Source organism: Parasutterella sp. St.1A3 (genome assembly GCF_059728705.1).
This window is the reverse complement of the sequence record NZ_BAAGFK010000001.1, coordinates 1,650,453-1,669,673: the sequence shown is the minus strand read 5'-3', so window position 1 is coordinate 1,669,673 and position 19,221 is coordinate 1,650,453. Positions and strand designations below refer to the sequence as shown.

Sequence of the window (19,221 nt, the reverse complement as noted above, 5' to 3'; positions counted from 1 at the left end):
AAGTTGGAGAAAAAAGTGAATAACCATAGTTCCAAGTTCTTTACCGAACATATTGAGGAAAAAGTCGTTTCTCTTTCCTGTGAGAAAATCACCGACTTTCCGGAATATCTCTCCGCTTTGTTAAAAATCCGAAAAGCGGCCGCAGCTGCAAATGAAAAACTTCATTTGATTGAGCACTCCGTCGCTCAGAACATCATTAATGCCTGCAGCCGTGTGGAAGAAAATATCAGAACAAACGGATTAAGTCACTATCCGGTTCTTAGGTTTATTGGAAAACCGGCCCATAGGGCCATCGACGAGGAAATTGCGAAGCATCTGGAATCTGCTGATCCCAATACCGCTAAAGCGATCTCCATAAACCAGTATACGGTTGATGTGACCGGAACAGCAGAAGCTGCGGCTGTTCACATGTGCCTTGCCAACTTAGCTAAAGCTTTGAAAGTGGTTTCTGCGGAAATCAATAAAAAAGGCGCTGAGTTTTCTGATGTCGTCAAATGCGGAAGACTTGGTTTGAAAGACGCTCTGCCAGTGAGAATGGGCGATGAATTCAGAATGTACGCCGCTGCGATTGACAATATCATTCAGGAGTTGGAAGAGGAAAAAGCGTATTGGACGTTCAATCTTCTTGGTCTTTCGGATCAAGGCCTCGGTGTTGGCGTTCATCCGGAATTTAAAGAAACTGTAGCCCAATTTCTTGAGAAGGAAGTCGGATATCCGGTTCGTACGTTAGCCGGGCATGAGGAAATGCTTTTTCAGCAGAGATATCTGATTGCGCATGCCAAGGTGAAGGCCGCTTCAACTTTACTGTGGAAAGCGGCGAGATCGCTGACGCTTTTGGCTTCCGGTCCAAGGGCGGGCATTAGAGAACTGGTGCTCCCCGCGGTGGCCCCGGGATCATCAATCATGCCGGGCAAAATCAATCCGACCGTTTCAGAGCTGATGATGAATATCTGCGATAAGGTTTATGCCAATGATTCCGGCATGAGTATCGGCATTCATTCCGGATGGCTTGGAACCGGCTCTCCGTCTTCGCTACCCCTCAAAACGTTTATCAATTCATGCCAGCTCTTGTCCGATGCCTCTTATGTCTTTAAAGAAAAAGTCCTTTCGGGCATCACCGTCAACAAAGAACGCTGCCGCAGTCAGGCCGCAAGATCGCTCGCATTTGAAACCTTGGTGAGCAGTTTGGTTGGCGAGGCAAAAGCAGACGAGATTCTTCAAATTGCTTTGAAAGAGGATTTAACATTAGAAGCAGCTTCTGCGCTTGTGGAACTGACGGACAGGCAAAAGGTCTCACTGAAAATGGCATTTGATCTTGATCTTATTTCGACGCCCGACGGAGTTTCTCAGCTGATGAGAAACGCATACAGCTCCCAAGTCTAGGAGACTATTTTTAAGTCAAATCTAAAAACCGACAGGTGAAGCTATGTACCAGTTTCAATGTGATTACACAGGCGGCTGCCTTCCCGAGATTCTGAAATTATTGACGGAGACAAATAACGAAGAGCTCCCGGGTTACTGCGAGGATCAGATTTGCAAAGAAGCTTCTTCTTTGATCCTGAATGCCTGCAGTTTGACGCATGACCAAGCCGAGGTGTTTTGGCTTCCGAGCGGTACATTAGCCAACCTTTCGGTTTTAACCACGGTGCTTCGCAGCAACGAATCGGTTATAGCATCCGAAGACGCGCATATCTTTACAGCAGAAGCGGGGGCCGTGGAGGCCCACGGCCATAAAATCGAGACCTCGGCATCAAAAGACGGGAAGATACAGGCGTCTCTCATCGAAAAACTGTGTACCGATTATCTCAGTCATGATCCGATTGGGCAGGCGCATTTAACAAGGCCTGCCGCAGTCTATCTGGCATTTCCGAGTGAATTCGGAACGGTTTATTCGTTGGAGGGGCTTAGACAAATTTCTTCCGTCTGCAGAAAATACGGTCTCTTTTTGTATGTTGATGGGGCACGGCTGGCATACGGCCTGAGTGTTTCTGATGCGGCATTGTCGGATCTGGCTCAGTTGAGTGACGCTTTCTACATTGGCGGCACAAAGTGCGGGGCCCTTATTGGTGAGGCGGTTGTTATAAAGGATGCCGCTGCAAGAAGGCGCTTCTTAGGTACGTTAAGAATGTGTGGGGGGCTGTTGGCCAAGGGGAGACTTGTTGGCGCTGCGTTTAAAGCGTTCTTCACGGATGACCTCTATTTCAGGGTAGGAAAAGAGGCGGTGGATAAAGCGCAGAGGATACAAAAAGCCTTTACAGACTCCGGAGTCGAAATGTATATCGACTCGCCGACAAACCAGATTTTCCCCTTAGTAAACGAGCGGCAGCTCTCTGAACTATCGAAGTGCTGTAGATTTAAAGTTCTTAAACGAACGGAATCCGCAAAATATTTGCTGCGTTTCTGCACGTCATGGTCAACCGAAGAAACCGCAGTTCAGCTCCTTGTCGAAACCATCAAAAAATTGCCGAGATAATGCAGGAATCGATCTACAAAATAGAGTGGAGTTTATTTATTGCAATGTGCGAGAACGCTTCGCTTCAGGAAGCGGCCGAAGCCTATGGACTGAGCGCGTCCGCGGCGTCTCGCGCACTGCGGAGGCTCGAAGACTCTTTAGGCGCCAACCTCTTTGACAGAACCTGCAAACCGATGGTTCTGACGCCTGAGGGGAAGGCGCTTTATCGCAAGATAAAACCAGCGCATGTGATCACGAAAGATGCGCTTGAGGCATTCAAGGAGAGCAATGCCAAACATCCTGATCTTAAGATTGGTTTCCTCGACAGCTTTTCTTTGTCTGTTGTTCCGAAGTTTATTGAAAGAGTTAAGAGTTCCGCCTCTTCAATTACCTGTTTGACCGGCAGCTCTGACCGTCTTTTGGAAAGACTGGCAAAACGGGAAGTTGATGTGATCCTCTCATCCGATCCCAGTCTGGAGAACAGTGAGTACCGAAGATTGCTGCTGATTAGGGAGCCTTCTATTGCGATCTTTCCTAGAAGTATCGAGTTCTACAGTACAGCACCGAGTTGGAATCATTTACTGTTCTGCAATTTCCCGTTTATCAATTCGTACGGGAAAAGCGGAAGAGGCAAACTGTTGCATAGCTTCCTTCTCACGTCTGGGATTGCTTTAACCGGGAACCTAGTTTGCGATAGTCTGATAATCAAACTTCAGCTTGTTTCGGACAATGTTGGTTGGAGTATTACAAGTCCGCTGAGTTTGGTTTGCCATCCGGAATATTTTTCTAAGCTGAATTTTTCTCCGCTGCCGTCCCCGGGGATTGAAAGATCGATTTATCTGCTCGGTCGTGAGGACTTGCCTATAAAACTTTTCAATGAAATTGCGGCGACTATATGCACTGTCTATGAAGACAACATCCTGCCTGAAATGCAGAAAGTGATGCCTAATCTAGCCAAGCAGTGTCATATGCGCAGGCCTGAATGACAGTTTATCGCCTGTCGTTTCGTTTGTATCGCTGCCTTAGTGCGGATACATGATTTCCCTCTGACGGCTGCAGTTATTCTTGCAGCCGCATCTGTTTTCATGTTGTGTATCGATATCGAATTGACAGAAAGGTTCCGAATGGATGCCGATATGTTTGACAATAAGTGATCAACTTTAGTCAACAGACAAAGAATAGAGATCGATTCAACGCCTGTTAAGAACGAATAGGCGCGACTCACGCATAGAGCCGGTGTATCAGCGATTCTCTTCGATGTTGAATCAGCCTTGAGATCTAAGAAACCTAACTTGTCGACTAAGTTCAATGATTTCAGGCGATTATCTGGAAGATTGAAGCAACTCCGAACGTTCCGTTACAGGCAGGATTTTGTCTGATCAATTACAAGAACGGTTCGATCCACCGGAACCGGATTAAACACAGTCGGGCAGAAAAGACTATTTTTGCATAATTAAATTGCGCTATAAGCAATATATATGACCTCAATCTGCAAACGTTGGAAGATTAATCCGAAAAATAAACCTCACACAAGGAGATTCAAATGGATGTATTCCTGCAAGCATTAGTAGTAATAGGAGCAGTAGTATTAGGGGTCCGATTTGGCAATATTGGACTGGGCATTTGCGGCGGTGGCGGCTTGATGGTTTTAAATCTGGTTTTTGGTTTAAAACCGACAGGCGCTCCGGTGGATGTCATTTTGATTATTCTCGCCGTTGTTATTGCAGCTTCAACCATGCAGGCTGCAGGGGGAATTGACTGCATGGTCCGCATTGCTGAAAGAATCATCAGAGCAAATCCAAAAAGAATCGTATTCATTGCGCCTCTTGTTACATGGTTTTTCTCTTTCTTAGCAGGCACCGCAAACATCGTTCAAGCCTTGATGCCTGTTATTTATGAAGTTTCATACTCCTCCAAGGTTCGTCCGGAACGTTCGATGACCGTTTCGGCGGTTGCTGCTCAGCAGTCCTTGGTTGCATCTCCCGTTGCCGCCTGTACGGCCGCGCTGCTCGGTCTTTTGACCTCCAGCGGTTCGACGATGACTCTTGGTCAAATTCTGATGGTTACAGTTCCGGCAACACTGTGCGCTGTTTTGATCACATCCGCTGTCATGTCCTTCTACGGAAAAGAACTGGACGATGACCCTGAATATCAGGAACGCCTGAAAAAAGGTTTAGTTTTACCGCCGGCTCCGATCGAGCATAAAGAGCTTCCAAGAACAGCCGCTTGGTCAGCCGTTATCTTCGTCCTTGGTGTTGTATTCGCTGTAGTTGCAGGCTTCTTCCCGGAAATCAGAACACCATCTACCGGTAAACCGATCGGCATGGGCGTATTCCTTCAGATGTCTATGCTTGCTGCGGCATTCCTCATTCTCGTGATCTGCAGACCGAATATGAAGAAGGCGCTTGAATCATCTGTTCTGCGCGCCGGTATCTCTGCAATCATCGTAATTTTCGGCCTGGCATGGATGGCAGATACTTTTATTTCCGCTCATAAAGCTGCATGGATTGCAAGTATGGGTCAGTATCTCCAGAATTATCCGCTTCTCTTTGCGATTATCTGCTTCTTTGCCTCTTCGTTCCTGGCTTCGCAAGCGGCAACTGTTCGAGCAATTATGCCGATCGGTATCGCTCTCGGTCTCTCTCCGGCTACGATCGTTGGTTTGTACCCGAGCGTTAATGGCACATCATTCTTCCCGGCGAGCGGTCCTGTCATTTCGACAATGCAGTTCGACCAGTCAGGAACAATCAGAATCGGTCAATACGTACTGAACCACTCCTTCATGGTTCCGGTCCTGGTTGCGACAACTTCTGCAACGCTTATCGGATTAGGCCTCTCAAAAATACTTTTATAAAAAGTAAATTAAGCAATTAAGCATCTTTCGACAGATCACCGCTGCTATAAAGCATTTCGGTGATCTGTTTTTTTACGTTTGAGTGATCTTCTGCATTTCTTGAGTCTGAGAGGTCAATGAAAGAAACGGCATCAGCGTAAAGTCGCTTAATCTGCAGAAATTCAGACTTTTGAATCTTCCCGTTAGGCCGGTACGTTACCAAAGTTCGGATGTTGTTAAGAGAAGCCAGCTGCGTAGCCGGGTCTGCAGGCTGTGACATAAGAAAGTTATAAATAAGATGTCCTGCGCCGGGGCCGTATCTGGAAATTAGGTGACTTTTATAACCGGAAAATAGATTGTTGAGAACAAGTCCTCTAACATAACCGGGGTAAAGTGAAGCAATATTTAGCGCTGCGGCCGAACCGATAAAATCGCCGCAAAGAAGGGCAGGCTGAGTTATTTTGCTGCTTGTACACAAATGTTCAAAAAGCTGAGCTGAGTTTTTTAGGTAAGAAGATAGGCTTAGACCGCCATCAATCGCTCCAAAACCGGGAAGATCATAAAGAAGTACTTGAGCTCTAAGTTCTGCAAGTCCGAGAACTTCTGTTAAATGAGTCGACGCGTTTCCAGTTCCGTCATAGAAATATACGATTTGAGGTGCATCATTTGGAGTATCGACTAATGAGACATTCAGAAGCTCCGCATTGAAGCCACAGCATGAGGTCCTTTCTTTTCTGTATTTCAAATTGAAGTGAGCGGGTGACCATGCGACACAATCTGAAGGTTCAAAAAACAGACCGTCAGCTAATTGCTTTATAACATCCAATTTCATCTTTTTGATCAGCGATAAATTCTGAGAATGGTTTCTTTTTTTCGGTAGCAGGGTCGACGATCAACAGATCATCCTTTAACCAAGGAGCCAACGCAATTGTTTTGGGCGCCAAAATATCACGAATCAGCTGAGCCAGGGAGAAATACACCGACTGATAGAGCTCGTAGGAAAAAGATTTCTTGGAAATAAGATAAACTTCTCTTGATAGGAGGGGTTTGGGCATTGGCGCCACTTTGATGTTGTTGAGAAACTTTTTGTGCTGAACGAGTCCGGCCGGTCTGACAATTGACCAGCCCATACCTTCATTTACCAGCTCTAAAAGGACACAAACGCCGTCAACTTTGTACTTCTGGCATATCGGTATGTTATGAGAAAGGATAAAGTTGTCGAACAGCTTTCCTCCGCCGCTCCCGTTGCTTAAACCAATGAATGGAATTCCGCAGAACTGAAGGGTTGACCATTCAATGTTCTTCTCGGGAAACTCCATGGACGCAGGATAAACCAGTAGCGAGGGTTCATTGTAGAGAAATTTCCGTCTGACATTGTCAAAGTTAAAGCAGGGGTCCGAAGAAACAAAAATGTCGAGCTCATCACTCCGGAAACGACTTTGAAGATGATCACTTGTGCCTGAAAGAACCGAACAGTGCTTCAGCTGCTGATCTATTGTTTTAATTAGTTTTGCGCAGATGTCTCGTGTGAAGGAATCCAGAATTCCCAACCGCAGTTCTCTTCTTATTAGGTTTTCTGCCCTCAATGAATCGAGAAGCTCCGGGATGGTGTCGACGAGAGGAGCCAGAGATTTAAGAATTCTTCGCCCTTCCGGAGTCAGACGCACCGGGCGGCTCGAGCGGTCAATTACCGTGCAGCCTAAGCTATCCTCGAAAGCGGACAGTTTTCGCGAGGCCATAGACTGAGATATGCCTAGGGACATGGAGGCTTCCGTGAAGGAGTGCGTTCGTTCCAATTGTATGAGCAGATCAATGGTATCGGTAATGAGATATGACCTGGGGGATTGGGTGGGGCTCATCCTTAAATCCTTCTATGCAAAATAATCATTCCTATTATGAATATATTTAGGCGGTTTTCAGATAAAAGCCGAAAATATTCTCAGCTCTTGGGGTACGTAGAAATACGGAGAGTTCCAACTGACAGTTAAATTCCCAATAGATTAAGGAGAAAAAATGACCGCTAATAAAACAGATTTTTCGCGTGGAAAAATTTCAAAGCCTCTGGCTGCAGAGATTGTAAAGTACATCAATGATCCTATTGCTCGTTCGGACTTTGATCATTCCTATGACACGATGCTTGATATTAATCGAGCCCATGTCCTTATGCTGTGTAAACAAGGCATTATCTCCAAGGAAGTGGCAAAGAAAATCCTCAAGGCGACTGATGAAATTCAGGCAAACCGTATTCTTCCGGATTTCTCGGAAAACATTGAAGATCTGTACACAAATCTTGAAGGTCGTCTGATTAAGATGGTCGGAATGGAAGTGGGCGGTCAGCAGCATACGGCTCGTTCAAGAAACGACTTAGGCGCAACGGTCGTTCGCATGGACACCAGAAAATATTATCTCCAGTTGGCCGGCTTGTTTAACAAGATGAGAAGAACCATCTTGGATCTTGCCAGACAAAATTATGATGCCGTTTTTTCCGGCTACACGCACATGCAGCCGTCTGAGCCGGTTTCTCTGGCGCATTACTTTTCAGCGGTTCTTTCCGGACTTCAGAGAGACTATCAGCGCTATGCCAATGTTTGGGAAGGGCTGAACCTATGTCCGTTAGGCGGCTGTTCAATGGGTTCCACTTCTTACGATATCGACCGAAATTACACAGCGAAGCTCTTGGGTTTTAACGGTCCGATTCAGAATTCTATTGATTGTGTGGCTTCCCGTGACTATGCACTTGAGACTGTCGTGACTCTTGCTATGGCAAGCGATACGATGAGCCGTCTGGCGTTTGACCTCTATATCTGGTCTACACCGGAATACGGATATATTGAAGTTGATGACTCTTGCGCTGTTTGTTCTTCCATCATGCCCCAGAAGAAGAATCCCTTTACTTTAGAACACATGAAGGGACTGGCCGGACATATGGAAGGTTTTGTCGTAGGTATCTACTCCTGTATGAAGAACATTATTTATTCTCATAGCAAGGACACCAGCGTTGAATCGACTCGATATCTTTTCGAGGCGATGCACGACATGGAAATTGACTTTACGCTTGCAACGATTACCATCGGAACGTTAACCGTGCGTAAAGACCGCATGAGAAACAATGCGCTGAGAAACTTCTGTACTGTGACAGAACTTGCCAATTATCTTGTCAGATATGACAACGTCCCGTTTAGAGAAGCTCATCACGTTGTCGCAGCCGTTGTTGCTAAACTCTGTGATAAAGGTCTCGACAGCTCTCATATCAATAGAGAGCTCGTGAATGAAACTGCGCAAGAGTTCTTCAATTTTGAAACGAAACTCAGCGATGAACTGATTAAAGAGGCCCTTGATCCGAGTCGTATCGCAGAAGCTAAGAAGTGCATCGGCGGTACATCGGCAGAAGAAGTTGCACGTCAGCTCGATCTTCTTGAAAAACAGATTGATGCGGATGATGAAGTTTTGGCTACACGTTTGGAACAGCTCGCCAAAGCCAAGAAGAGCCTGGAAGAAGCTGCCGCTACTGTTGAACAATAAGCAATAACATTTTTTGGATTAGCCGGCGACCCTAAAGCCGGCTAATAACCCTATGTCAAACTTAACGCCAAGTTTTACAAGAAGAAGTTTGTTTGATTTTCCTCAGCTGCTGAAAGCCTATGGGGAAATCAAAAAAGCTTCTGCAATTGCCAATCTAAAAATCGGTGAAATAGATGAGGCATCTGTAGAAAAGATCATATCGCTCTGTGATGAATTGATCTGTTGTCCTTCCAAACCTGAATTTCGGCAGATCAAAGCATGGGCTGTTGATGGTTTGTCTTTTAATGAAGCTGTAAATGCTTACTTCGCAGAAAAAAGCGGACTCTCTGCCGATCTTGTCAATAATTGCCAAAGTGCAGAGGATGTTCTTAATACAGCTCAAAATATTGCGATCTTCAGGCAAATTAATGACAGTAAAAAAGGTATAGAGTTCCTCCTTCAAACACTTCGCGATAAGGCTGTCGAGTTTGAAGATATGCTGCATGTCGGTCGACAGCATATGCAGGAAGCACTTCCCGTAACGTGGGGTGCTGTATTCGGAGCAATGTATCTGCGGCTGCGCAGAAGCTATGAAGAATTAAAAAGGGCTCAGCAGGGATTTTTGACAGTCAATTTAGGCGTCACGCCCATTGATCAATTCACGGTCTCCAAACCGGGTTTTGCGAGCAATGCTGTCAACGAATTGAGAAAAATTACCGGCTTGGACCTCCACGGCCCTGAAACTTCGGACGAAGTCGTCGCAAGCTCAGCAGCATTAGAAGTCTTGGAAGGCAATGACAGATATGTGTATCTGATCAGCTGTCTGAGAGCAATTGCGCTAAACATGGCAAGGATTGGCAACGATCTCTATCTTTATTCGTCCGGTCCGAGATGCGGTATAGGAGAGCTGTCTCTTCCGGCGATTGCCCCCGGTTCAACTATCATGCCTGGAAAGATAAACCCGAGTATGCCTGAATTGATGCTTCAGATTTTCCATCAAACAATGGGGACAGATCAGTTTGTTATGTTTTCTGCCATTGAAGAAGATATCGATCTGGGCGCATCTTTGAGCAATGCGTACTTTGCCGCTTCCGAAGTTATAGAGATCATTGGGCGCGGATGTGAGCGTTTTGTTGTTAAATGTGTCTCCGGTGTGTCCGTGAAAGAAGCTCAGTGCGAGGAACATTTGATCAATTCTGCTTCTCTCATCGCACTGGTTCGCGCACGCTTTGGGGAGGAAACAGCATCTCTGGTCAGAGAAATGTCAGAGCGAGAGCAAACATCAATTTCTGAAGCGGCAGAACGCTTAAATATTGCGTCCGCGGAAGAAATACACGACTTATTTAATCTTTCGCGCTTCAAAGATCCGGAAGCCCTTAAAGAATATTTCGGTAAATACTAAGTAACTGGAGAAAAGAATGAGAAAAGAGCATGACTCTCTCGGCTGCATGGATATTGCAGACGAACATTATTATGGTATCCAGACCGAAAGAAATCGACAGGCTTTTGATATTGGTCCGTTAACACTTCAGGATTTTCCTCCGTTTATTGATGCGGTTGTTCAGATCAAGATTGCTTGCGCTCGTGCCAATCTGGAAATCGGAGCTCTGGACGAGGAGAAGGAAAAGGCAATTGAAAAAGCCGGCTGGGAGATGATGAATCGTGAATTTGATTTCAACTTACCGGTCAACATCTTTAGAGGATCCGGCACACCGCTGAATGCGGGCGTCAATGAAATTATCGCGCATCGAGCCAACGAAATTCTGACCGGTAACAAGACGGGAGAAGTGCATCCGAGTACCCATGTCAATATGGCTCAGTCGAGTAATGATGTGATTCCGACAGCAAAAACTCTTGTCGTTTACGACCAGTTAACTCTCATTATTGAGGCGGCAAAAGAACTGATTCGAGTGTTAAAGCAAAAAGGCTGTGAATTTTCCACTGTCATTAAAATGGGCCGTACCGGTATTCAGGATGCTGTTCCGATTACGTTAGGGCAGCAATTTAATGCTTTTGCCCATGGCATGGAAAGATCGCTCAATCGGTTGGAATTTGAGCAGAAACATTGGAATCACTCGTGCTTAGGCGGCACTGCAGTTGGAACCGGCATGGGCTGTCTTCCGGGTTTCCGTCAGAAAATCAATAAACATTTATCTGATGTTCTAGGACGTCCCATTGAAAGCTACGGTGATCTGGTTGACGGTATGATGGCGCTGGATGATCTTATTGCCTGTCACGGTCAAGTGGTCGCATTAAGTTCGCAGTTGTGGAAATTAGCGAGAGACTTAAGGCTTATGGCAAGCGGCCCTAACTCCGGATTAAGAGAGATTTCTTTAAAGAGTTCGGATCAGAAGCAGAAAAATTATCCGCAGCGTTACGCCTACAACGGTTTGGAATCGGTTATTGCGGCCTGCAATCAAGTAAGCGCTAATAATACTGCAATTCTCTATGGTCTAAAGAACGGCTGGCTGGATCTAGGCGCCTGCTCAAGCATCCCACTTCGCTCGATGATTAATAGCAGGGAGCTGATGGTTGATGCGATGAAGACGCTGTCAGAAGAAATTTTGCCGAAGATTGAAGTGAATGCCGAACTTTGCAGACATATGGCTGAGAGCTCAGCATCTAACTCGACGATGATCAGTACAGTGCTGGGTTACGAAGCAGGGACAAAAGTTGCGAAGCTTGCGATTGAGAAAAATATCTCCTGCAAGGAAGCGGCAAAACAACTTCAAGTACTCCCGGATTCGGTACTGGATGAGCTCTTCGATGTTGTGAATCTGACAGATCCAGACAGCATGGAAGCGCTTTTTGAAAAATATAAGTCTTACCGTTCGGTTTAAAATTTTTTCTTAGTTTTAAAGGCTCGGTTTTCGGATCGGGCCTTTTTTCTGTTTAGGATTGAATCGTTCTTAGCGTAAAGGAGAAAAAGATGGAAAAGTACTCTCGAAATCCGACGATCGACACGATGCTGAACCATGCATCATGCCGAAAATTTACTGATGAAAAAGTTTCTGACGAAGATATCGCGGCGATTTTTAAAGCGGCTCAGAGTGCATCTACTTCGTGTTTTCTTCAAGTTACGTCGATCATCCGTATTACGGATCAGGCGCTTAAGGAAAAGATTGCGGTGCTTGCCGGTAACCAGAAACATGTTGCGCAGGTGCCGGAACTCTGGATTTTCTGTGCAGACTACCATCGCAATCAGGTGGAATTTCCCGAATCGGATTTAGGCTGGAATGAACAATTTCTTGTCGGCATTCAGGATGCGGGCATTATGGCGCAGAACGCCTTTGCCGCATTGGAGTCTTTAGGCTTGGGCGGCTGCTACATCGGCGGTATCCGCAACGGCATCCAGGAAATCGATCGTCTCTTAGCGCTGCCGAAAAACGTGTTCCCGGTATTTGGGCTTGCGTTTGGTCATCCGGCTGAGCATGCGGGTCTTAAACCGCGTATGCCGGCTGCCGTCACGTTTATGGAAAACAGCTATCGTGAGCCTGATCCCGAAGTAATGAAGCGCTATAACGAGTTGATGCGCAAATACTACGAATCCAGAAGCTCCAACGCTAAAAACGTGGATTGGACTGAGAATATGATCGGCTATATGAAGAAGGAAAGACGCACGTATATGAAGGATTACGTGCAGGGCAAAGGCTGGGATTTGAAGTAAAAAAATCTCCGGCGTGACGAACACGCCGGAGCAGCTAAACAAAGATGAGAGAGGGAGCACTTCCGCGACATAGGAGGAAAACGCGGTGGCTACAACCTCAGAATCACAAACATTAGCATAAACAGCCAAGCGCCCCTTCTCACGCTTGGCAGGCATGACCTCAATCCAATCAATACCTAGGTGGTACTTTAACCCTGTCGGGTAAATAATTCAGTCATAAACTGTGTCAGTTGTATGGCTTTGTGAATGAGAAGAATACGTACGCCGAGCTCGTTTCTTTAGCGGTATTTACACCGCTCTGAAACCGTTAGAGACGCTGCAAAATTCGACTCGGTGCACAGAAGATGGACTGAAGATTTTTTACAGTGCAGCCATTCCGGTAACTGCGGCTCTTTGTATTCTTAAATTTTCTTGAGCAGGAACCACTGATATCCAAGGATTCTTCGAGCGAAATCGCCGTCAATAAAATGGCGTGAAGTATGAAATTGGGATAAAAAAGAAGGATGGCACTGCGCCGATCGGAGATCTAAGCCCCTGTTACATGTCACCGGACGGCTGGTCAGAGCCGCTACGCTAATAAAGTTTCGGAGTTATCTGTATTAAAAACAATCGAAAGATTAACGCTGCTTCTTTTAATACGGTATTTACAAGCTCAGAACACACGGTTGAAGAAAGAATTCTCTAACTCTGCAAGACAGAAAGAAAGCTGCTTAAAGGTAGTAACGCGGTCAAAGCTCTTAGTAAGGAGAAAATTCTGAATCTGCTTCGCTTGACCTTTTAGGCGCTTTGCTTTGTAAGGCAATAAGAAAGGCCGCTGTCTTTGGGACCGCGGCCTTAATACTAACAGCGAGTCAAAAGATTACTTCTTCTTGCCTTTGATCGCAGCGGTTGCAGCGTCTGCAGCGTCCACGCCGGAAATGATGGCCCAGGAGTTCATCATCGCGGTCATAGAGTCAGCACCGTTGGCGCCGCCCACAACGCAGCCTGCACCGAAGAGGCCCGGAATCGGTTTGCCGCCTTTACCGAGAATCTGCATATCGGCGTTGGCTTTTAAGCCGCCAAGCGTTGTTGCAAAGCGCGGCTTCTGTTCAACGATGTAGTAGGGCGCTTTAAGAATGGCTTTCGGATTAGGACGATTGAATTCCGTATCCTTACCTTCTTCAGCCATCTTGTTCCACTGTTTGACTGTGGCTTCAAGACCCTGAGGATCGATGCCCATGACCTTAGCGGCGTCAGCAAGGCTGTCGGACTCGACCATGATCGGACGGCCGTTGTTTTCAATCTTCAGCCATTTGCGCAGAACATCCTCATTAGGAACGAGTTTGTCCTCAAGGCTCTTATCGAGATAGCGGTCGTAGCCGGTCTTATCCATGACGAGATACATAATCTTGTCGGGCTGAGCGACTGTGATGTCGGTCAGTTCGCCAAGGCTTGCGCGTTCATTGATGATACGTTTGCCTTTGCTGTTCACGTAGATCGCGCCGGTGTCGTTGATTGTCGCTGTAGAGCTTGCGGTTGCAGCCAGACCGTGATTCGGCTCGGTTTCAACGCCCTGCGGATAGACCTTAACGAGGTCCATGTTGATGTTCTGAGCGCCGATCTTGCGTGCCATTTCATAGCCCTGGCCTTCGTCACTGTTGAGGCCGTAGAAGAGATAGCCTTTGAGTGTCGGAGGAAGCATCTTGGTGTTGGCACCGAAGCCGCCGGACGCAAGAATTGTTTCTTTAGCCAGAATGGTGATCTTGTCGCCGTCGGAATTGACGGCAGTAATACCGCGGACGCGGCCGTTCTTATAGATCAGAGAGGTGGCTTTTGTTTCCATCAGGATCTTGCCGCCGTTTTTGGTGAAGATATCCGCCATTGTGCGGATGAAGTTCGGAGAACGGCCGGTGACACCGAGCTGACGGGAAGCGGAGTGATCGGGATACTGAGTGGCGGCAGGTCCATACGGGATCTTCAGGTCATCGATCAGCCAGTCAACAACCTTACCGGCTTTCTTACTGACCATGCCGACGAGAACCGGATCGTTCTTGTTTTTGCCGACATGCATGATGTCTTTGTACGCCAGTTCCGGAGAGTCCTTATCTTCCTTCATGACTTCGCGCTGATAGCGGGAACCCGTGGCGATAAGCGTACCGGCGTTAAGAATAGTGTCGCCGCCCATGTACGGCATTTTTTCAATCAGGATGGTCGGGTTGCCGTTCAGCTGGGAGCGGACAGCGGCAGCCATGCCGCTCGCGCCGGAGCCGACCACGACAACCGCGGTCTTGTACTCGACGTCAATGTTGCTCGCGACTTTCTTTGTCGGTGCTTTGTAGTAATCACTCGGTTTGCCGCCGGCTTCCTTAACGGCGTTGGTGGCGGCTGCCTGGATGGCCATGCTCGTTAAAGTGGCGCCGGAAACATTATTGACGCGAAGAGACTGATTCTTGACGATTTCGGCCGGAACGCGGGCGATCGCGACATCGGAAATCATGGCGGATTCACCGGATTTCACAACTTTAACGTCGGCGATCTTGCCTGCTTTCATCGTAACGGCAACAGTGACAGGACCGTTTTTACCGTTTGCGCTTCCTTCATAAGTGCCGTCTTCGACTGCTGCCTGAGCAACAGAGGAAAGCGCCATAGAAACGGCTGCTGCAGTTACAAGAAATTTGAAATTCATGTTTGTAATCTCCTGTTGGTTGAGTAATGTAATGAATTGTAAAACTATTATTAGTACTTAATCTGTTCGGATGAGAGATAGGTTGGCAGTGCGATGAAAAATTAAAGTAGTCATTTGAAATTAAATCAATTAATAATTTGCTTTCATAGGATTCAGACGGATGTGCGTGCGGAGAGAAGCGAGCATTCATTATTCTTATTTTGAGGTTGTAAAAGTTCCACGGACTCAGGGCTTTATAGAATTTATTCAACGAGCAACAGGGGTCTGATCATGGAATTTATTAAGAGAAATTTTGGAAAACTTCTGCTGATTCTTTTTTGCTGCGGGATGACCGCTTATTGGTTTGCGACACCGTATTTAGCAGCGGACAGAATCCTTGAAGCGGCAGAGCAGGGCAAGGCTGAACAGCTGACTTCGTTTATTGATTTTCCGGCGCTGCGCGCAAACCTTAGCCGGCAGCTCAGAAATCAGATCAATGTGGGTTTAATGGAAAAAGACGGTGCAAACGGAGCGGATGCCGCTAACGATCTTTCTAACCGTCTTGTGGACGAAATTGTTACGTCCCAGGGGATTGCGGCTCTGCTTGGAAGCGGTAAAGTCAGTTCTAAAGAGATGACTGCGGACGGAAAGGCCGCTGAAGCAGCTTTGGCTGCTGCCGGCATCAATATCGACTTGATGAAGCCCTCTGATGTTTCAGGAAAACCGATGGATGCACGCTACAAACTGAGCGAACATTACGGAGACAACCTATATCAGTTCGAAATCGAGCTCCAAAATCGAGATAAATCGGCAGAGAAAGTTCTCATATCGATGGAAAGGATTGGATTTTTCAGCTGGCAGGTAAACAACATTCTGCTTCCTTTTTCGTCTTAGACTAACGCTGTTGGATAAGAAGGAAACAAATCATGCCGTTTTTATTTCCGCAGGCCTTAGTGCCTGCAGTGCCGGTTTCCGGTGAGAAGGACATTTATTTTCCTGTACATCGGGTTTACTGTGTTGGCGCCAATTACGCCGATCATGTCGCAGAGGTCGGTTCGGAAGGCCGTGAAAAGCCGTTCTTTTTTTCTAAGCCTGCAGATGCGTTAGTGGTCTGCCGTGAGGGAAAAGAAGTTGAAATTCCGTATGCCCGAGATACAGATAACCTTTGTCTTGAAGTTGAACTGGTGGTCGCGATTGGAAAGACCGCTCCGAAGGTTGGGAAGATTACACCGGAAGAAGCAGAAAAATATATTTTCGGCTATGCCGCCGGCGTTGAGTTTACGCGCCGCAATTGGCAGAAGTACGTGAGAGAAAACCGTCAGCCGTGGGAAAAAGCGAAGGGTTTTGATTATTCTGCGCTCGTTACTGAGATTAAGGATAAGCGCCGTATGCCGGATCCGGATAATCTTTCGATTTGGCTCTACGTGGATAATCAGGAACGTCAGAGAGGCAATACGGATCGGATGATTTGGAAAATTCCGGAAATTATTTCCGAGCTTTCCGAGTCATGGCGTCTGACCGCAGGCGACCTGATCTATACAGGAACTCCGGCGGGAAGCGGACCGATTAAAGAAGGGCAGAGTTTTGAAGGCGGCATCAACGGCGCCGGAACCTTCAAAGCGAAGATGGTCGCTCCTTAAACACATAAAACCTGATCTTTAAACGGTCAGGTTTTTTCTTGGGTAATTTTTTTAGCTGACCTTGATTTTATTGGGGTTTGCAGTTACGCTTCGCGGGAGGGTTAATTTTTAAAAACTTATATCAAGGAGAGAAAATGTCTTTCAGAAAAATTCTTCTGTCTGCTGCGCTTTTTACTGCTACAGCCGTATTCGCTGCGGACCTTCCTGCGGTTAAGATTCTTGCTACCGGCGGAACGATTGCCGGTACCGCGGCTTCGAACACTCAGACGACAGGTTACAAGGCCGGCGACCTCGGAATCCAGACTCTGATCGAGGCAGTGCCCGCAATGAAGGACTACGCCGATGTGTCCGGAGAGCAGATTGTGAAGATTTCTTCCAACAACATGGATACCAAGACACTTCTCAAGCTCGCAAAGCGCGTCAATGAGCTGCTTGCCGATCCTAAAACAGACGGTATTGTTATTACGCACGGAACCGATACGCTTGAAGAAACCGCTTACTTCCTGAATTTGGTCGCTAAGAGCGATAAACCTGTCATCCTGGTTGGCGCGATGCGTCCTGCGACAGCGATTTCTGCCGACGGTCCGATGAACCTTCTCGAAGCGGTCCGCGTCGCAGCTTCTAAAGAAGCAAAAGGCAAAGGCGTCATGATTGTCATGAATGACGAGATTAACGGTGCTCGCGACGTTACTGAGACCAATACCACCAACGTTTCGACATTTAAATCTCCTGAACTCGGCGCTCTCGGCTATATCAGCGGCGGCAAGATCCGTTTCTACAAAGAGTCAACCAAGCGCCATACCGTCAATAGCGAATTTGATGTTTCCAAGCTCGACACACTGCCGCGCGTGGACATCATCTACTCTCATATCGATGATGATCCGGTTATGGCCGAAGCCGCGCTTAAAGCCGGCGCAAAAGGTATTGTTCACGCAGGTACAGGCAACGGTTCTATCGCCGATCCGACCTTTGAAGCGCTGAAGAAAGCTGCAGCCAATGGCACAGTCGTTGTCAGAAGCGCCCGCGTGCCCAACGGTGCGACGACAGTGTCCGTTCCGAAATACACGGAAGCCGGCCTTCTCGAATCCGATACGCTGAATCCGCAGAAGGCGCGTCTGCTGCTTCAGCTTGCACTGACCAAGACCAGCGATCCGAAAGAAATTCAGAGAATGTTCGAAGAGTACTAATCGGTTATCTGCTTAGCCAAAGAAAAAGCCTCGTAATCTGCAAAAGATTCGAGGCTTTCCTGTTAACCGGCCGTCTTAGGCGGATTCAGCGGCGTAACCGTTTCTTTGATTCCATCTGAAGGATTCGGCGAGGCTGCCGGTTTTAAATGAGGCGGAAGCAGCTTCTCGCCGTCAATCAGCCCCGGGTAGTCCATCAGTTCGGCAATCGCCGTTCCGAGTTCCAGAACAGCGCCTGCATAAAAATAGCTGCTGTTGTAGCGCAGTACCGATGTGAAATTCTTTGTGCCGATTCGATAAAGTTTGGTGTAATCGAGAGAACCCGGAATGTAATAGGGGAAGTCGACGATAAAGACGGGCATATCAGCCGGATAATGCGCGGTTTTATCCAAGGGCTTAACACCGCTCTTGAGAAGCGAGGACCATTTAAAGCGAGGATTTGTGCCGCCTCCGAATTTTGCGGCCTGCTCATCCGTAATGTCCGCTTCAATCACCATGGGCAGACCTTCAACCCAGCCGTGTTTACTCAGGTAGTTGGCGATGGAGCCGATCGTGTCAGCAGTGGAATGGTTGATATCAATCTTGCCGTCTCCGTCAAAGTCCACGCCGAAGCGTTTAATAGAGCTCGGCATGAATTGGGGCAGACCGACTGCGCCTGCGTAAGAGCCTTCAACCTCAAAGGGTTTTAAGTCATTTTTGTGCAGAATGACCAGAAATTCTTCCAGTTCTTTTTTGAAGAAGTCCGCGCGTCTCTTATAGTCAAAACTTAACGTGACCAAAGAGTCAAGCACTTTCCAGGAACCGGTATTTTCGCCGTAGCGGGTTTCAACACCGATAATGCCGATGATGACGGCCGGGTCGACGTGGTAGATTTCCTGAGCCTTATCCAGGTACTGCTTGTTGTCCTGCCAGAATTTCATTCCGAGATTCAGACGGTGCTGACCGAGGAAGATATTTCTGTATTTTTCCCAGTCCTTACGGGAGTCCTTAGTGTTTTTAGGCGCGGGTTTCGGTGTCATCAGCCGCTCGATCTTGGGCTGATAGGTTGCCTGATCCAAGACCGCGGCAACCCATTCTTCATCAAGGCCTCGTCGGGCAGAAACGTCTTTAATGAACTTCTTGACTTCAGGCCGCTGGCTGTACAGCATCCTTTTTTCAGCAGCTGTAGAAGACATAGACTGTGCGAGAGACAAGCTGGAAAAAACGGACATACCCGCTATGCCTGCAAGAATGAAAGGTCGTCTGTACATAAAGTCCTCCGTCAATTTCCTAAGGTTACCCCAAAAAGAGCGGCTGCGGC

The 19,221-nt window shown here is 47.2% G+C and carries 15 protein-coding genes; 11 read left to right on the top strand and 4 right to left on the bottom strand.

Translation table 11 applies throughout. The features are described from left to right. Window positions 1–15: 15 nt before the first annotated feature. The 4 genes from AC6I1F_RS07760 to AC6I1F_RS07745 all read left to right on the top strand — a co-directional run bounded on the left by AC6I1F_RS07760 (window position 16) and on the right by AC6I1F_RS07745 (window position 5,306). Window positions 16–1,383 (top strand): lyase family protein, encoded by a 1,368-nt coding sequence (locus AC6I1F_RS07760; RefSeq protein WP_289168666.1) that lies wholly within the window; start codon window positions 16–18, stop codon window positions 1,381–1,383. 43 nt (window positions 1,384–1,426) lie between these two features. Next, entirely contained in the window at window positions 1,427–2,473 is a 1,047-nt protein-coding gene (locus AC6I1F_RS07755; protein ID WP_289168665.1) for a threonine aldolase family protein, read from the top strand. Then, the gene (locus AC6I1F_RS07750) at window positions 2,473–3,438 is read left to right on the top strand and encodes a LysR family transcriptional regulator (protein WP_251569826.1); all 966 of its coding nucleotides are present in this window, start codon (window positions 2,473–2,475) and stop codon (window positions 3,436–3,438) included. Before AC6I1F_RS07755 ends, AC6I1F_RS07750 begins: the two co-directional genes overlap by 1 nt. Window positions 3,439–3,995: 557 nt before the next feature. Further along, entirely contained in the window at window positions 3,996–5,306 is a 1,311-nt protein-coding gene (locus tag AC6I1F_RS07745) for an anaerobic C4-dicarboxylate transporter family protein (protein WP_251569828.1), read from the top strand. A gap of 16 nt (window positions 5,307–5,322) precedes the next feature. Here AC6I1F_RS07745 and AC6I1F_RS07740 read toward each other — a convergent pair whose 3' ends face one another. Next, a complete protein-coding gene (locus tag AC6I1F_RS07740; RefSeq protein WP_251569829.1) occupies window positions 5,323–6,117 on the bottom strand; it encodes an alpha/beta fold hydrolase in 795 nt (264 codons plus the stop codon). Next, window positions 6,086–7,144 carry a LysR family transcriptional regulator gene (locus AC6I1F_RS07735; RefSeq protein WP_304625106.1) on the bottom strand — a complete coding sequence of 353 codons (1,059 nt, stop codon included), beginning with the start codon at window positions 7,142–7,144 and terminating at the stop codon, window positions 6,086–6,088. The genes AC6I1F_RS07740 and AC6I1F_RS07735 overlap by 32 nt, the downstream gene beginning before the upstream one ends. Before the next feature lie 154 nt (window positions 7,145–7,298). On the opposite strand from AC6I1F_RS07735, the gene argH reads away from it, so the two are divergent. The 4 genes from argH to nfsA all read left to right on the top strand — a co-directional run bounded on the left by argH (window position 7,299) and on the right by nfsA (window position 12,453). Continuing rightward, window positions 7,299–8,807: an argininosuccinate lyase gene (gene argH / locus AC6I1F_RS07730; RefSeq protein ID WP_497801714.1), complete on the top strand. Its 1,509-nt coding sequence runs from the start codon at window positions 7,299–7,301 to the stop codon at window positions 8,805–8,807. A gap of 52 nt (window positions 8,808–8,859) precedes the next feature. Further along, window positions 8,860–10,188 carry a lyase family protein gene (locus AC6I1F_RS07725; protein ID WP_289168662.1) on the top strand — a complete coding sequence of 443 codons (1,329 nt, stop codon included), beginning with the start codon at window positions 8,860–8,862 and terminating at the stop codon, window positions 10,186–10,188. Between the two features lie 16 nt (window positions 10,189–10,204). Next, window positions 10,205–11,626 (top strand): lyase family protein, encoded by a 1,422-nt coding sequence (locus AC6I1F_RS07720; protein ID WP_251569833.1) that lies wholly within the window; start codon window positions 10,205–10,207, stop codon window positions 11,624–11,626. Between the two features lie 89 nt (window positions 11,627–11,715). Beyond that, on the top strand, window positions 11,716–12,453 hold the full coding sequence (nfsA, locus tag AC6I1F_RS07715) for an oxygen-insensitive NADPH nitroreductase (RefSeq protein ID WP_289168661.1): 738 nt from the start codon (window positions 11,716–11,718) through the stop codon (window positions 12,451–12,453). Between the two features lie 859 nt (window positions 12,454–13,312). Here the strand turns inward: nfsA and AC6I1F_RS07710 are convergent. Further along, window positions 13,313–15,118 carry an FAD-dependent oxidoreductase gene (locus AC6I1F_RS07710; protein WP_160334694.1) on the bottom strand — a complete coding sequence of 602 codons (1,806 nt, stop codon included), beginning with the start codon at window positions 15,116–15,118 and terminating at the stop codon, window positions 13,313–13,315. 270 nt (window positions 15,119–15,388) lie between these two features. Here AC6I1F_RS07710 and AC6I1F_RS07705 point away from each other — a divergent pair, with 270 nt between their 5' ends. From AC6I1F_RS07705 to AC6I1F_RS07695, 3 genes are all read left to right on the top strand, one after another. After that, a complete protein-coding gene (locus AC6I1F_RS07705; RefSeq protein WP_290150523.1) occupies window positions 15,389–15,991 on the top strand; it encodes a DUF2939 domain-containing protein in 603 nt (200 codons plus the stop codon). 32 nt (window positions 15,992–16,023) lie between these two features. After that, on the top strand, window positions 16,024–16,737 hold the full coding sequence (locus tag AC6I1F_RS07700; protein WP_160334692.1) for a fumarylacetoacetate hydrolase family protein: 714 nt from the start codon (window positions 16,024–16,026) through the stop codon (window positions 16,735–16,737). 134 nt (window positions 16,738–16,871) lie between these two features. Continuing rightward, a complete protein-coding gene (locus tag AC6I1F_RS07695) occupies window positions 16,872–17,924 on the top strand; it encodes a type II asparaginase (RefSeq protein ID WP_160334691.1) in 1,053 nt (350 codons plus the stop codon). 62 nt (window positions 17,925–17,986) lie between these two features. Here the strand turns inward: AC6I1F_RS07695 and mltB are convergent, their stop codons facing one another. Then, window positions 17,987–19,171, bottom strand: coding sequence for a lytic murein transglycosylase B (gene mltB, locus AC6I1F_RS07690; RefSeq protein WP_160334690.1), 1,185 nt, complete (start codon window positions 19,169–19,171; stop codon window positions 17,987–17,989). Window positions 19,172–19,221 lie beyond the last annotated feature (50 nt).